Source organism: Canicola haemoglobinophilus (assembly GCF_002015075.1).
Taxonomy (GTDB): Bacteria; Pseudomonadota; Gammaproteobacteria; order Enterobacterales; family Pasteurellaceae; genus Canicola; species Canicola haemoglobinophilus.
In genome coordinates, this window is record NZ_MUXZ01000029.1 from 17,083 (window position 1) to 32,211 (window position 15,129).

A 15,129-nucleotide genomic window follows, 5' to 3' on the forward strand; every position below is an offset into this window, starting at 1 on the left:
GAGGAAGTTATGTTTGATCAAATGCTCAATGGATTTAACGCATTTTTTAACTGGGGCAGTTTTTTCTATATCAATTTAGGATTATTTCTCGGGATTATTTTTGGCTCAATTCCGGGACTCACTGTAATGCTCTGTTTAGTGCTGTTCTTGCCAATTACTTATTCTCTCGATGCCATTCATTCCTTTATGTTTTTGCTGGGTATTTATTGTGCAGGTAGCTATGGCGGCTCCATTTCTGCAATCCTAATCAAAACACCGAGTACACCACACGCAACCGCTACCATGTTAGACGGTCACCCATTAGCCTTAAAAGGACAAGCACAAAAAGCCTTGAATGTTGCTCTCTATGCCTCTTTTATTGGTGGGCTAGTCAGCGCCATCGTGTTGTTATTTTTAGCGCCTGAAGTCGCAAAAGTGGCGATGAAAATGGGCTCGCCAGAATATTTTCTTATTTGTGCCTTTGGTTTAACCATTATTGCGGGGGTAAGTGGTGAGAGCCTACTAAAAGGCATTATTTCTGGTTGTTTCGGTTTATTCCTCTCTTTCGTGGGAATGGATCTGATGAGTGGCGATACAATGCGCTTTGCCTTTGATAACTTACATTTATATAGTGGCTTTGACTTAGTAGTTGTTCTTATTGGTTTATTTGCACTCATTGAAATTATCCATAAAAGTGCGGAGCTAAAATCTGCTAAAAATAAAGAAAAAGCGGACGATGTTACTTTAGACAAAGGTACATTATCCAAAAGCGAATGGCTACGCTTACCAAAACCACTTACTATCGGCTCGTTGTCAGGTATTTTAGTGGGCATTATTCCAGGTACTGGTGCATCTATCGCTTCCTTTCTCAGCTATGACTTCTCGCGCAAAGTATCCAAAAAACCAGAAGAATTTGGCAACGGATCTGTTGAAGGTATTGCTGCGACAGAATGTGCAAATAATGCCATTACAGGCACCGCACTTATTCCACTGTTAACATTAGGTATTCCTGGAGATGCGGCAGTGGCGTTAATGCTTGGTGCGTTAATGGTCAATGGTTTAACACTGGGACCAAATTTATTTACTGCGCACAGCGACTCTGTGTATGCCATTATGATCGGGCTCATTTTTGTGAATATTTTTATGCTTATCCAAGGAAAATATTTACTCAAATTATTCGCTAAAGTGGTAAAAATCCCACAAGAAGTACTTATCCCGATTATTGCCATTTTCTGCTTTGCTGGCGCTTATTCACTCAAGGAAAGTATGTTTGATGTGGGTACTGCTATCGTGTTTGGCGGCATCGCTTACATTATGGATAAATTAGGATTTTCCGCAGTTCCAACGCTGCTCGGCTTAGTTCTAGGAGCCTTAACGGAAAAAAATCTACGTCGCTCACTGATGATTTCTGATGGGGAATGGAATATTTTTGTGGAACGTCCTTTCTCATTAGTTTTCTGCATACTTATTCTGCTAGTTGTCGTGAGCATTATTTATAACAATTACAAAAAAATCAGAAATTAAGGAGCATGATATGAATAAACCCAATATCGTTTTCTATTTTACCGATCAACAACGCTGGGATACGGTTGGTGCTTATGGTCAACCCTTAAACGTTACACCAACATTGGATAAGCTTGCTGAAGAAGGCGTGCTATTTGAAGAAGCATTTTCATCACAACCTGTATGTGGCCCTTGCCGTTCTATTTTCCAAAGTGGTTTATATCCAACAGAAACTGGGTGTTTCCGCAATAATATTGCATTGCCTCAAAACATCAAAACCCTTGCCGATTATTTTACCGAAGATGGCTATGACACTGCCTATATTGGTAAATGGCATTTAGCTAGTGATGGTGAATTAGAGGAAGAACCAACCATCGACTACACCATTACTGCCATTCCACCAGAAAGACGTGGTGGTTATAAAGGTTTCTGGCGTGCTGCTGATGTACTGGAATTTACCTCCCACGGTTATGACGGTTTCGTTTTCGATGAAAATATGAACAAATGCGAATTTAAAGGTTATCGGGTTGATCGTATTACCGATTATGCCTTGGAATATCTTGATCAATATAATGGCGAAAAACCATTCTTTATGACCATTTCGCACATTGAACCTCATCATCAAAATGATAGAAAACGCTATGAAGGGCCTGATGGTTCAAAAACACGTTTCTCAAATTATGTCTTGCCCCATGATTTAGCAGTCCTTAAAGGTAATGCCGATGAAATGTACCCAGATTATCTCGGTTGCTGTCGTAGCTTAGATGATAACCTTGCTCGCTTAATAGACAAGTTAAAAGAAAAAGGCATCTATGATAATACCATTATCGTCTTCGCTTCTGATCATGGTTCACATTTTATGACCCGCAACAAAGACAATAACTTAAATGGCTATGATGACTATAAACGCTCTTGTCACTCATCTGCTCTTCATGTACCACTTGTGATTGCAGGCGGAAAATATGTTGGCGGAAAACGGGTTAAATCACTAGTCAGTACCGCGAGCTTACCAAAAACCTTCTTGGCAATGGCTGGTATTGATGTGGGCGATAAAATGATCGGTGAAGACTTATTCGACGTAGTAAGCAATAAAGATCCAAACCGCCGTAATGAAGTCTTTGCACAAATCAGCGAAAGCCGAGTCGGACGTGCAATCCGCACCGAAAAATATCTCTATGCGGTTACTGCACCAGGTAAACATGGAGGAGAACACGCTGGCAGCGATCTTTATCAAGAAGATTTCTTATATGACCTAGAAAAAGATCCTTATGAGCTAACCAACCTCGTGCGTGATCCAATCTATGAACAAGTGAGAATAGAACTCAGAGAAAAACTCTGTCAACAAATGGAAATCGCGAAAGAAAAACGCCCAACCATTATTGCGGCGAATTAGCATAAAAAACGGAGCATTTAGACAAACTAAATTGCTCCGTTTTACATCCCAAACAGCATTTTCTCCATTCAATGGAAATGGCTATTTTTAGCTTTCACATCAATTATATAAACAACAAGTGCGGTGTTTTTTGTTACCTTATTTGATATAGTTTTTATTGATTTTACTTTAATTGTATGTACAATCTAATGAATTTCAAAAAATATCATAAGTTATGAAAATTGAGTATGATAAAACAAAAAATCAACGCAATACCGAAGAAAGAAATCTACCATTTGATCTTGACCTTGATTGGGATACTGCTCTGATTTGGCAGGATAAAAGAAAAGATTATCCCGAACCACGTTTATGTGCTTTTGCACTCCTTTACAAACGACTACATCACATATGTTTTACACCAATAACAGATGGAATTAGAGTTATTAGTTTTCGCCGAGCAAATACAAGAGAGGTAAAAAAATATGAAAGTTGGAATTTACGATGATCCTTTTGAAAATACAGAATACACAGAAGAAGAACTAGATCAATTTCGCCCTATTCAAGATGTGATGCCTGCAGAATTTCTGACAATGGTCAAAAGACATCGTGGTAAACAAAAAGCACCAACAAAACAAGCAATTACTATTCGTTTATCCCCTGAAGTTGTCAACGCCTTTAAAGCGACAGGAAAAGGATGGCAATCTCGTATTAATGAAATTTTATTAAAACATGTAAATTCAATGTAGGTTTCTTTATTGGCTTACCCCGAGTTAATCTGTATAATTAACGTACTTTATTTTCTTTAGGAATCTTTTATGTTCAAAAAAGTATCTTTGGTTTTATGTATTGGTCTGATTTCAGCTTGTTCAATGAATTCTGTCACTTCTTATATTCCATTTATGAGCGATAGCAAAACAGTCATCAATTTAGACAAAGATAAAATCGATCAAAAATCTTACGCCACAGCTTACGAGGCAACGGTACAAAGTTACCAAGGACGTGTAAATAAAGAATATCATGTAAATTCTTTCGCAAGTGGTGCAAAAGATTGGTATTCAGCACGAATTTTAGTGCCTGTTGAGCAAATTAAAGAAAAATTGTTTCAAGGTAATGGCTTAGATAGCAATGTTTATGCTTATTATAGCGGTGTTCTGTTTGCTTCAGAATTACAAACAAACTTTAATAGATTAAGCTCAACTTGTTGGAGCCATATTGATCAAGCAAGTGCAACTCAAGGTATTTATGATGCCATGTTAGATTTACAAAATAATCGAGTTCGTGCCGAAGATGATGAATATATTGCACAAGGTAGTGAACAAATTTTAAAACTTTGCACAAAATAATATAGATCTGTTAACGACCTAAAGTTGTTAGCAGATTTCTTTTTTTAATCTTGCTGAAAGGTTTTTGCTTTATTATTTTCAGCAAAAAATAGTCAAACTTTACAAAAATAAGGAGCAAGAATGTTTAATTTGAGCGAACAAAACATTCATTTATCCGCACAAGCGGACAATAAACAACAAGCTATTGAATTAGCGGCAAAAGCATTAGAGCAAGCTGGCTATGTGGAAAATGGTTATTTACAAGGTATGTTAGCCCGTGAACAACAAACCTCTACTTTTTTAGGTAATGGTATTGCAATTCCTCACGGCACCTTAGATACACGTGCGATGGTAAAAAATACCGGCGTACAAGTTTTTCAATTCCCACAAGGGATCGAATGGGGCGAAGGTAATATTGCTTATATCGTAATTGGAATTGCCGCACGTTCTGATGAACATTTAGCTTTGTTGCGCCAGCTTACTCATGTTTTAGGCGATGAAGAGAAAGCAGCAAAATTAGCTACCTTGCAAGATGCTCAAGCATTTCGTGCCATTTTAATGGGAGAAGAACAATTTTCAGTACAAAAGGAAAATATCAGCTTAGATGTAGATACTGAAAGTTTATTAACCCTAGTAGCGATGAATGCTGGCAAATTACAACAACAAAGTGCGGTCAATAATCAATTTATTTCTGAAGTCATTGCAAATCCAGCACTCCCTTTAGGCAACGGTTTATGGGTAACAGACGCGGTGACTGGAAATGAAAAAAATGCCTTAGCCTTTAGCCGTGCAAAACAAACGTTTAGCAATAATGGTAAAGCAGTAAAAGGCGTATTAACCCTTGCTTGTATCAATGATCAAATTAATGAAACCCTTGCTCGCTTATTAGATAGCGAAGTACAAAAAACCTTACTTGAAGGTTCTGCAGAACAAATTTTGGCAGCGCTTAATAGTGCAGAAAAAACTGTGGAAAATCCTACCGCACTTTCTACTGCAGCAACCGAGCAAAACACAACAGCTCAAGGCGTAGTAGGTACATTTACTGTCCGCAATGAACATGGTTTACATGCCCGTCCAAGTGCACTTTTAGTTAATGAAGTGAAGAAATTCAATGCCAAAATTACGGTGGAAAACCTCACTCGCAACACGGCTCCAGTTAGCGCAAAAAGTTTGATGAAAATCGTTGCATTGGGTGTAACACAAGGTCATCGCTTACGTTTTGTGGCTGAGGGCGATGATGCACAACAAGCTATTGAGGCATTAGGCAAAGCCATTGCGGAAGGATTAGGCGAAACAGTTTCAGCGGTGCCACCACAAGAGCCAGATACCATTGAAATTATGGGGCAAACTACGCCTGCAGAAGCTAGCGCACAAACAACGACAAATGAAAATAACAGCGACAGCGTTGAAGCCGTTTTTGTGATTAAAAATGAACATGGCTTACATGCTCGTCCAAGTGCGGTATTAGTCAATGAAGTGAAAAAATATAACGCTACCGTCACGGTGCAAAATCTAGATCGTGATAGCCAATTAGTGAGTGCGAAAAGTTTGATGAAAATTGTCGCTTTAGGCGTTGTTAAAGGTCATCGTTTACGCTTTGTAGCAACAGGTGAAGAAGCACAAAAAGCTATTGATGGTATTGGTGCTGCTATTGAAGCAGGACTTGGAGAATAGTTATGGCAAAAGTTGCAACTATCACATTAAATACTGCTTATGATCTAGTCGGGCGTTTAAAGCGCATTGAACTAGGCGAAGTTAACACAGTGGAAACTCTCGGCTTATATCCAGCTGGTAAAGGGATTAACGTAGCGAAAGTGTTGAGAGATTTAGGCGTAGAAGTCGCAGTAGGCGGTTTTCTTGGTCAAGATAATGCCAGTGATTTTGAAGCGATGTTCAACACAGCGGGTTTGGAAGATAAATTCCAACGTATTGCTGGAAAAACTCGAATTAACGTGAAAATCACTGAAACAGAAGCTGATGTAACCGATCTTAACTTTTTAGGCTATGAAATTTCGCCAAGTGCATGGCAAGACTTTGTTAAATCCTCCTTAGAATATTGCCAAGCCTTTGATATGGTTGCCGTTTGTGGCAGCTTACCGCGTGGTGTTAGCCCTGAATTATTTGCCGATTGGTTAAAACAATTAAAACAGGTTGGCGTAAAAGTCATTTTAGATAGTAGCCATGCGGCTTTAACCGCAGGTTTAAGCGCAACACCTTGGTTAGTAAAACCTAATCATCGTGAACTCGAGGCTTGGTTTGGACAACCACTTTCCTCCTTTGAGGAAATTATTGTGGCAGCAAAACAATTAAAAGCACAAGGCATTGCCAATGTGATTATCTCCATGGGCGCGGAAGGTTCTGTGTGGCTAAGCGATGAAGCCATTGTCCGTGCACAACCACCAAAATGTGAAAATGTTGTCAGCACGGTGGGCGCTGGTGATTCTATGGTTGCTGGGCTGATCTACGGCTTGAGTAAACAACTTCCACAACAAGATACCCTTGCATTTGCTAGTGCAGTATCAGCATTTGCGGTATCCCAAAGTAACGTAGGTATTGATGATGTTGCCTTGTTAGAACCAATTTTAAATAATGTTCAAATTCAATTAATTGAAGGGTAAAAAAATGAAAATATATATTAATCAAGGGGCAAACATCGGCAATGCAAAAGCCTTTTTGCTACGCCAAGTTTTAGCTACTGCGGCTCAACAACAAGGGCATGAAATGGTGTCTGATGTAGACCATGCGGAATTAGCTATTGCCTTTAATCAAATGCCAAATAATGCACAATTGCAAGGTAAAAAAGTGTTTGTGGTTGAGGCTGAACAAGCTTTTAATGCGCCAGAACAAGCTATTCAAAATGCTTTAGCACAAGCAGTGGATTATGTTGGTACAGAAAATAGCCAACAAAGTACCGTTGAAAGTTCGGTAGAAAATCTTGGACTTTCTGCGCAAGGCACAAAAAACATTGTCGCTGTTACCGCTTGTCCAACAGGGGTTGCGCATACTTTTATGTCTGCGGAAGCGATTTCTGAATATGCGAAAAAACAAGGCTGGAATGTCAAAGTAGAAACTCGTGGTCAAGTGGGTTCAAGCAATATTATTTCAGCAGAAGACGTGGCTAATGCAGATTTAGTCTTTATCGCTGCAGATATTGATGTGGATTTAAGTAAATTTGAAGGTAAACCAATGTATCGCACATCAACAGGTTTAGCTTTAAAGAAAACCGCACAAGAATTTGATAAAGCATTTAAAGAAGCAAAAATTTATTCGAGTGCAGCAAAAACTTCCGCAAAAGCAACCGCACCTGAAGCGACAGAAGAGAAGAAAGGCTTGTATAAACATTTAATGACAGGTGTTTCACACATGTTGCCTCTCGTTGTGGCGGGTGGTTTGTTAATTGCGATTTCCTTTATGTTTGGTATTGAAGCATTTAAAGATCCAAATATTGCCGGTGGATTACCAAAAGCCTTAATGGATATTGGTGGCGGTGCCGCATTCCACTTAATGATCGCTGTTTTTGCCGGTTATGTCGCATTTTCTATCGCTGATCGTCCCGGATTAGCTGTCGGTCTGATTGGCGGTATGTTAGCAACCACAGCAGGCGCTGGTATTCTTGGCGGTATTGTGGCTGGTTTCCTTGCTGGTTATGTAGTGAAATTCTTAAACAGCAGTATCCAATTACCCGCAAGCCTAAGTTCTTTAAAACCAATCTTAATTCTGCCATTGTTCGGCTCTGCAATTGTTGGTTTAGCGATGATTTATATCATCAATCCACCAGTAAAAGCACTTATGGATGCGTTGGTAGAATGGTTAAATACCATGGGACAAACTAATGCGATTTTATTAGGCGCAGTATTGGGTGCGATGATGTGTGTTGATATGGGCGGTCCAGTTAATAAAGCGGCTTATACGTTTGGTACAGGTTTAATTGCTTCTGGCGTTTATACACCAATGGCAGCAGTGATGGCGGCAGGTATGGTTCCACCTATTGGAATGGCAATTGCGACTATTTTAGCGCACAATAAATTTACGGCAAATCAACGTGATGCTGGTAAAGCCTCTTTTGTGTTAGGTTTATGCTTTATTTCTGAAGGTGCATTACCATTTGTGGCAGCAGATCCTGTGCGTGTCATTGTTTCAAGTATTTTAGGCGGTGCAACCGCTGGTGCGATTTCTCTTGGTCTAGCGATTAGCTTAAAAGCACCTCATGGTGGTTTATTCGTTATTCCATTTGTAAGCCAGCCGTTAATGTATCTTGTAGCGATTGCTATTGGAGCATTAATTACTGGCGTGATTTATTCTGTGATCAAACCAAAAGCAGCATAAAATCAACCGCACTTTACAACAACATAAGCCCGGCAATAAGTCGGGTTTATTTTTCTCTTTTGTTTACAGCCTTTCTTCTGATTGTTACTATTAGCGGTCAAAATTTATGGGGAAATAAAGCATGGAAAAATATAATAAATTCCGTATTGAATGGGATTGCCGCCGCGGCATGTTGGAATTAGATAAAGTGATTATGCCCTTTTTTCAACAATATTTTGATGAGCTACCTGATGCTAAAAAAGATATATTTTTGCGTTTGTTGGCTTGCTCAGATTTACAACTTTTTTCTTGGTTTTTTAACCGCACTCCAGCCGCTGATCTTGAATTACAAGAGATGGTGGATCATATTCAAGAAAAATTAAATTTACATCAATAATCTTTTTTAAAAAGATTGAACTTTTTTTATTCCATTACGTCTAACCAAGCACGAGAGCTTGCTGGCTTTAATATTAAGGCTTGTTAGATGTGATTAAGAGGTTATATGGCTGAACAACTAACAGATCAGGCTTTGGTAGAAAGAGTACAGCAGGGAGATAAAAAAGCCTTTAACTTATTGGTTGCTCGTTATCAAAATAGAGTCGCTGGGTTACTCACTCGGTATATTTCTCAAAATGATATTCCCGATGTTGTACAAGAATCCTTTATAAAAGCCTACCGCTCAATTGAGTCGTTCCGTGGCGAGAGTGCTTTCTACACTTGGCTATATCGAATAGCAGTGAATACTGCAAAGAATTACTTAACGGCGCAAGGGCGTCGTCCACCAACAGAAGATATCTTGGCTGAAGATGCTGAAAGTTATGATGTTGGCACAAATTTAAGGGATGTGGATACGCCTGAAAATGAAATGTTATCCAGTGAATTAGAAAAAGTTGTTTTTGATACAATCAGCAGCCTACAAGAAGATTTAAAAACAGCGATTACTTTACGAGAAATGGAAGGTTTGAGTTACGAAGAAATTGCAGAAATTATGGATTGCCCAGTGGGAACCGTACGTTCTCGTATCTTCCGTGCAAGAGAAATAATTGAAAGCAAAATTCAACCTTTATTACAACGTTAAATCAATTAACCAAAAACTTGGAGTTCAAGATGCAAAAAGAGTTACTTTCAGCTTATATTGATGGCGAGCATCATAGTAACGAATTTACTGACAACCTTTGCCAAGATAAAGACCTGCAAAAAAGTTGGGGAAATTATCATTTAATTCGTTCCGTTATGCGCCAAGAAAGTAAAGTTCTATTAGGTTCTGACTTTACCGCAAAAATGGAAATGCTTATTGAACAAGAAGAAAATGTAAAAATTGAACAGCCTCTTGTTTCGCAACCAACGCTTGAAGAAGTAGAAACACTTCCATTTGTACAAAAAATCCGTTCTCTATTTTCACCAATGTTGCAAATGGCAGTGGCGGCGACAGTTTGTTTAGTGGCGGTATTCGGTGTGCAATCTTTTACCAATGAAGTTGTACAAGAAAATGCTGCTGATAATCCTGTTTTACAAACCCTTCCATTTAATAAATCAGTACAAGAAGTCAGCTATAATGCACCAAAAACTGAAATAATTACGCAAGAGCAATTAGAACAAAAAAATAAACGCATTGGCATGATGTTACAAAACTATGAATTGCAACGTCGTCTTCATGCGGAACAAAATAACGGAAACTAATCCAGTTTATGTTAAGATATTCACCACCATTTTGGTGGTGAATTTTTTTGTCTTAGGAATGAAATACCATGTTAAAAATTTTCTCTTTTTTGACCGCACTTGTTATTTTCTCAACTTCAACTTTTGCCCAAGAAACGCTAGATCCTAAGCAATTATTGGAAAAAATGGTTAGCGCACAAAATACCTTAAATTATGAAATCTCTTTTGTGAAAACCACACCAACAAATATGGAATCATTACGTTACCGCCATATAAATCAAGAAGGTAAAAACTATTCCCAACTTATTACTCTTGATGGCGTTCAACAAGAAATTGTCCAACGAGAAAATTTAGTCAGCTATTTTCAACCAAATACCCAAGCCTTTTCCTTGAAGAGTGGTCATATTGTGGATAATTTGCCTGCTTTAATGCGGACAAATGTAGATAAATTATCAGAAAATTATGACATCGTACCTTTTGGGCGTAATCGTGTGGCAGACCGTATTGTGCAAACCTTGCGCATTTTGCCGAAAGATGATTTTCGCTATCAATATTTGATCTTTATTGATGAACAAAATCATTTGTTGTTGCGTAGTGATATGTTAGACCGCGAAGGCAATTTATTAGATCAATTCCGTGTTGTAAATTTATATATTGGCGATGAACTGAGTGGATTAAGTAACTATATCAACAGCTTAGTTTTACCACCATTGTTAACTGAGCCTGAAAATCAACAAAAACAAAATTGGAAACCTGATTGGTTACCACAAGGATTTAAACTCATTAGCCAATCCATAGAACAAGATGATAACAACCATATTGAAAGTCAATTTTATAGTGATGGATTATTTTCTTTCACAGTCTATGTATCTAATAGCATCATTGCGGATGAAGGCGAAAATTCTTGGAAACAAGGTGCTACAACCTTTTATAGCGAAACTCGAGGTGACAAAGAATTAACCTTCATTGGTCAACTTCCAATTTTCTCAGCAAAACGTATTATTCAAGATATTCAAATTAAATAGGTGATTTATGCTAACAGAAAGAGCGGTCGTGATTGCTTATGAACAAGGCAAAGCAACGGTGAAATGTCAAAGCAAAAGCGCTTGTGGTCAATGTGCCGCCAAAAGTGCTTGTGGAACAGCCGCACTTTCAGAGCTCACTGGCGAAAACCCAGAACATATTTTTACCGTTGACAGCATAATGCCTTTAAAACTAGGGCAAATTGTCGAACTCGGCTTACAAGAAAGTTCGCTAATTTCTACCGCACTTTTGCTATATATTGTCCCTTTAATAACCTTGTTAAGCGCAACATTGCTCGCAAGCCAAGTTTTTAAGCAAGAATTGTGGAGTGCTATTTTTATCCTTTTTTGTACCGCACTTTCTTTTATATTCATCCGCTCATACAGTAAAAAATGGCAAAGCAAAAAGACCTTTCAGCCCATTTTATTACGCATTATTCAATAGGAGTTTAGTATGCCAATCATGTTAGGTATCACAGGTTATAGTGGGAGTGGAAAAACCACATTATTGGAAAAATTACTGCCTGAATTAGCTCATGTTGGCTTAAAAGTCTCGGTGATCAAACATAGCCACCACAATGCACAAGTGGATAAAGAAGGGAAAGATAGCTGGCGCATGAAAGAAGCTGGCGCCTCGCAAGTCATTATGGCATGTGATAATCGTTGGGCATTAATGACAGAAACTAGCACACCAACCTCGTTGCATTATCTTGCGCAACAATTTGACCCTCAGCTCACAGATTTAATTTTAGTGGAAGGATTTAAACAAGAACCTATTGTCAAAATTTTATTGCATCGCCAAGGAATGACAAAACCTTGCCCACCTTGCGATGGATATGTTATTGCCCTTGCCACCGATTATCCAGTGCAAACATCAGTACCAATGCTTGATATTAATAATCCAGCTCAAATTGCCACATTTATCCTAGATTGGTACAAAAAGGTGGCAAATAAGGAGCAATAAGCAAATGACAACCACCTCTTATCGTGGGCTAGCTTGGATTGCCGCTATTGCCCTTTTTATGCAAACCCTTGATGCGACAATTTTAAATACAGCCTTACCTGCGATTTCAAAAAGTTTACATGAAAACCCACTCAATATGCAGCTGGCAATTATTAGCTATGCACTCACAGTGGCATTATTTATCCCTCTAACTGGCTGGATTGCAGATCGCTTTGGCGTGCAAAAGATTTTTCGCTATTCAGTGGGAATTTTTGTACTCGGCTCGATTTGCTGTGCTCTCTCTTATTCTTTAGAAACCTTAGTACTATCTCGCATTTTACAAGGATTGGGCGGCTCATTAATGATGCCCGTGGCACGCCTTGCGATTATCCGTAATGTGCCGAAAAATCAGCTACTGCACGCTTGGAATTTAATGGCAATGGCAGGATTAATAGGCCCAGTTCTAGGTCCAATTTTAGGCGGCTGGCTTGTCACTTATACCTCTTGGCATTGGATTTTCTTAATCAATATTCCTATTGGTATTTTAGGTATTTTGGTTGCTGGAATATATATGCCAAATCATATTGGCTCAAGCCAACCTTTAGATTGGCGTGGCTTTTTGTTATTTGCTGGGGGCTTAGTGGGCTTAACCTTAGGCTTAGATTTAATGGCTGACAGATTAACCCCACATATAACAACATTAATTGTTCTAGCCACAGGCTTTCTCTTTTTTGCGCTGTATTATCGTTATGCTAAAAAAACAGAAAATGCGCTGTTACCATTATCCTTATTTCAGATCCGCACTTTCCGCATTGGCTTGGTAGCCAATTTACTTATTCGCTTATGTGGCTCTGGTGTCCCTTTCTTATTGCCCTTAATCTTTCAAATCGTTTTCCAATACAGCGCCGAATTTGCAGGCTGGTTATTAGCACCAATTGCCCTAAGCTCTGTATTAAGTAAACCCATTATTAGTCCATTACTGCATAAATTTGGTTACAAAAAGTTATTAATCATTGGCGCATTGGGTATTGCTATGGTCATTATTGCCATGAGTTTCTTCCATGCAGATAGCCCGCTGTGGTTTATTCTCTTAGTATTAATTGCTTACGGTAGCTGTATGTCCGTGATTTTTTCTGCGATTAATACTTTGACTGTGAGTGAATTAGAGGAAAAAGATACCAGTGCTGGTGCAACCATGTTAAGTGTTTCTCAACAAGTGGGTATCGGGATAGGTATTGCTGTATCAGCCGTTATTTTAGCTTTCTATCGTCATTTTAATGGGGAGGTGGGCACACAATTACAACAATCTTTTAGTTATACATTCCTCACTCTTAGCATTTTTGCTTTTATATTAGTGTGGTTATTAAGTTACTTACGTAAACAAGACGGAGAGAATTTACGCAATAAAAAATAAGGAGTCTATAATGGATCTACATAATATTAGAGAAGAATATAGTAAAAAAACCTTATCAAAAAATCATTGTTTAGATAATCCGATTAAACAATTTGAAATCTGGTTACAAGATGCAGTTAACGCTGAAGTACCAGAACCTACTGCTATGAATATAGCGACAATCGATGCCAATGGTAAACCAAGTAGCCGAGTTGTATTACTTAAAGAAGTGAATGAACAAGGCTTTATCTTTTTTACCAATTACAACAGCCGTAAAGGACAGGCTATTGCCAGCAACCCTTTTGTTGCCCTGAATTTTTTCTGGCCAGAATTAGAGCGCCAAGTCCGCATCGAAGGACAAATTGAAAAATTACCAGCAGAACAATCGGATCAATATTTTGCAACTCGACCTTATACCAGCCGTATTGGTGCATGGGCAAGTTCACAAAGTGCGGTCATTTCTAACAAAGCTTCACTCTTGGCAAAAGCCAGCGTTATCGCAGCAAAATATCCCTTCAATGTTCCTCGCCCTGAACACTGGGGAGGATACTTAATTACCCCAGATTATATGGAGTTTTGGCAAGGCCGTCCAAGTCGCTTACATGACAGAATTTGTTACAGCAAACAGCAATCCCAACAACAATCTGAATGGCACAAAGCAAGACTTTCACCATAATTATTTCGATCATTTACTCAACTTGATCCGCTGATTATAATAGCCTCAATTTTAATTTGATAAAGGAATAGGAAAATGCAATTTTCCAAAATGCATGGATTAGGAAATGATTTTGTCGTCGTTGATGCGGTTACTCAAAATGTTTATTTTCCAACTGAGGTAATAAAAAAATTAGCGGATCGCAATCGTGGCATTGGGTTTGATCAATTATTAGTAGTTGAACCACCTTATGATCCAGACTTAGATTTTCACTACCGTATTTTCAACGCAGACGGCAGCGAAGTATCGCAATGTGGCAATGGAGCAAGATGCTTTGCGCGTTTTGTTACGCTTAAAGGCTTAACCAATAAAAAAGAAATTGCAGTAAGCACAGCAAAAGGCAAAATGATTTTAAGCGTTCAGGACGATGGCATGATCCGAGTGAATATGGGCGAGCCAATTTGGGAACCGAATAAAATCCCTTTCAATGCCAATAAATTTGAGAAAAATTATATTATCCGCACGGAAATTCAAACCCTATTATGTGGTGTTGTCTCCATGGGAAACCCACATTGTGTGGTGCAAGTAGAAGATATACAAACAGCAAAAGTGGAAAAATTAGGACCGCTCTTAGAGGGACATGAGCGCTTTCCTGAACGAGTCAATGCAGGCTTTATGCAAGTGATTAATCGTAATCATATTAAACTGCGCGTATATGAAAGAGGTGCTGGCGAAACTCAGGCTTGTGGCAGTGGCGCTTGTGCAGCAGTGGCTGTCGGCATTATGCAAGGTGTTTTAGACAATTCTGTTCAAGTGGATTTACCGGGTGGCAGTTTAACCATTGAATGGCAAGGAGAAGGCCATCCGCTTTATATGACCGGTGATGCAACCCATATTTATGATGGCGTTATTCGTTTGTAAATAAATGGTGCAATGGAATAAAATATCTTTAGAGAACGACCTCGTCCCAAATTCT

Annotated in this window: 17 protein-coding genes; all 17 read left to right on the forward strand. The window is 38.7% G+C overall.

Going from position 1 to position 15,129, the window contains the following annotated elements:
- Positions 1 to 9 precede the first annotated feature (9 nt).
- The 17 genes from B0186_RS08930 (at position 10) to dapF (ending at position 15,074) form a co-directional block, all read left to right on the forward strand.
- On the forward strand, positions 10 to 1,503 hold the full coding sequence (locus B0186_RS08930; RefSeq protein ID WP_078219039.1) for a tripartite tricarboxylate transporter permease: 1,494 nt from the start codon (positions 10 to 12) through the stop codon (positions 1,501 to 1,503).
- A gap of 10 nt (positions 1,504 to 1,513) precedes the next feature.
- The gene (locus B0186_RS08935; protein WP_078219042.1) at positions 1,514 to 2,875 is read left to right on the forward strand and encodes a sulfatase-like hydrolase/transferase; all 1,362 of its coding nucleotides are present in this window, start codon (positions 1,514 to 1,516) and stop codon (positions 2,873 to 2,875) included.
- A gap of 214 nt (positions 2,876 to 3,089) precedes the next feature.
- Positions 3,090 to 3,359: a BrnT family toxin gene (locus B0186_RS08940; RefSeq protein WP_078219043.1), complete on the forward strand. Its 270-nt coding sequence runs from the start codon at positions 3,090 to 3,092 to the stop codon at positions 3,357 to 3,359.
- Positions 3,337 to 3,600, forward strand: a complete 264-nt coding sequence (locus B0186_RS08945; protein WP_078219044.1) for a BrnA antitoxin family protein — start codon at positions 3,337 to 3,339, stop codon at positions 3,598 to 3,600. The genes B0186_RS08940 and B0186_RS08945 overlap by 23 nt, the downstream gene beginning before the upstream one ends.
- Positions 3,601 to 3,669: 69 nt before the next feature.
- Complete coding sequence (locus B0186_RS08950; RefSeq protein WP_078219045.1) at positions 3,670 to 4,197, forward strand: hypothetical protein; 528 nt, start codon at positions 3,670 to 3,672, stop codon at positions 4,195 to 4,197.
- Positions 4,198 to 4,317: 120 nt separating this feature from the next.
- Complete coding sequence (fruB, locus tag B0186_RS08955) at positions 4,318 to 5,850, forward strand: fused PTS fructose transporter subunit IIA/HPr protein (RefSeq protein WP_078219046.1); 1,533 nt, start codon at positions 4,318 to 4,320, stop codon at positions 5,848 to 5,850.
- 2 nt (positions 5,851 to 5,852) lie between these two features.
- Complete coding sequence (gene fruK, locus B0186_RS08960) at positions 5,853 to 6,794, forward strand: 1-phosphofructokinase (protein WP_078219047.1); 942 nt, start codon at positions 5,853 to 5,855, stop codon at positions 6,792 to 6,794.
- Between the two features lie 4 nt (positions 6,795 to 6,798).
- The gene (locus B0186_RS08965; protein WP_078219048.1) at positions 6,799 to 8,502 is read left to right on the forward strand and encodes a fructose-specific PTS transporter subunit EIIC; all 1,704 of its coding nucleotides are present in this window, start codon (positions 6,799 to 6,801) and stop codon (positions 8,500 to 8,502) included.
- Positions 8,503 to 8,623: 121 nt separating this feature from the next.
- On the forward strand, positions 8,624 to 8,878 hold the full coding sequence (locus B0186_RS08970; RefSeq protein ID WP_078219049.1) for an FAD assembly factor SdhE: 255 nt from the start codon (positions 8,624 to 8,626) through the stop codon (positions 8,876 to 8,878).
- 105 nt (positions 8,879 to 8,983) lie between these two features.
- Entirely contained in the window at positions 8,984 to 9,559 is a 576-nt protein-coding gene (gene rpoE / locus B0186_RS08975; protein WP_078219050.1) for an RNA polymerase sigma factor RpoE, read from the forward strand.
- Positions 9,560 to 9,588: 29 nt separating this feature from the next.
- Complete coding sequence (locus tag B0186_RS08980; protein ID WP_078219051.1) at positions 9,589 to 10,161, forward strand: sigma-E factor negative regulatory protein; 573 nt, start codon at positions 9,589 to 9,591, stop codon at positions 10,159 to 10,161.
- A gap of 68 nt (positions 10,162 to 10,229) precedes the next feature.
- Entirely contained in the window at positions 10,230 to 11,165 is a 936-nt protein-coding gene (gene rseB / locus B0186_RS08985) for a sigma-E factor regulatory protein RseB (RefSeq protein ID WP_078219052.1), read from the forward strand.
- A 7-nt stretch (positions 11,166 to 11,172) separates the two neighbouring features.
- The gene (locus tag B0186_RS08990; RefSeq protein ID WP_078219053.1) at positions 11,173 to 11,607 is read left to right on the forward strand and encodes a SoxR reducing system RseC family protein; all 435 of its coding nucleotides are present in this window, start codon (positions 11,173 to 11,175) and stop codon (positions 11,605 to 11,607) included.
- A gap of 9 nt (positions 11,608 to 11,616) precedes the next feature.
- Positions 11,617 to 12,126, forward strand: a complete 510-nt coding sequence (gene mobB, locus B0186_RS08995) for a molybdopterin-guanine dinucleotide biosynthesis protein B (protein ID WP_078219054.1) — start codon at positions 11,617 to 11,619, stop codon at positions 12,124 to 12,126.
- A 4-nt stretch (positions 12,127 to 12,130) separates the two neighbouring features.
- Positions 12,131 to 13,519 (forward strand): DHA2 family efflux MFS transporter permease subunit, encoded by a 1,389-nt coding sequence (locus B0186_RS09000; protein WP_078219055.1) that lies wholly within the window; start codon positions 12,131 to 12,133, stop codon positions 13,517 to 13,519.
- Positions 13,520 to 13,529: 10 nt separating this feature from the next.
- The gene (pdxH, locus tag B0186_RS09005) at positions 13,530 to 14,174 is read left to right on the forward strand and encodes a pyridoxamine 5'-phosphate oxidase (protein ID WP_078219056.1); all 645 of its coding nucleotides are present in this window, start codon (positions 13,530 to 13,532) and stop codon (positions 14,172 to 14,174) included.
- Positions 14,175 to 14,249: 75 nt separating this feature from the next.
- Complete coding sequence (gene dapF / locus B0186_RS09010; protein ID WP_078219057.1) at positions 14,250 to 15,074, forward strand: diaminopimelate epimerase; 825 nt, start codon at positions 14,250 to 14,252, stop codon at positions 15,072 to 15,074.
- Positions 15,075 to 15,129 lie beyond the last annotated feature (55 nt).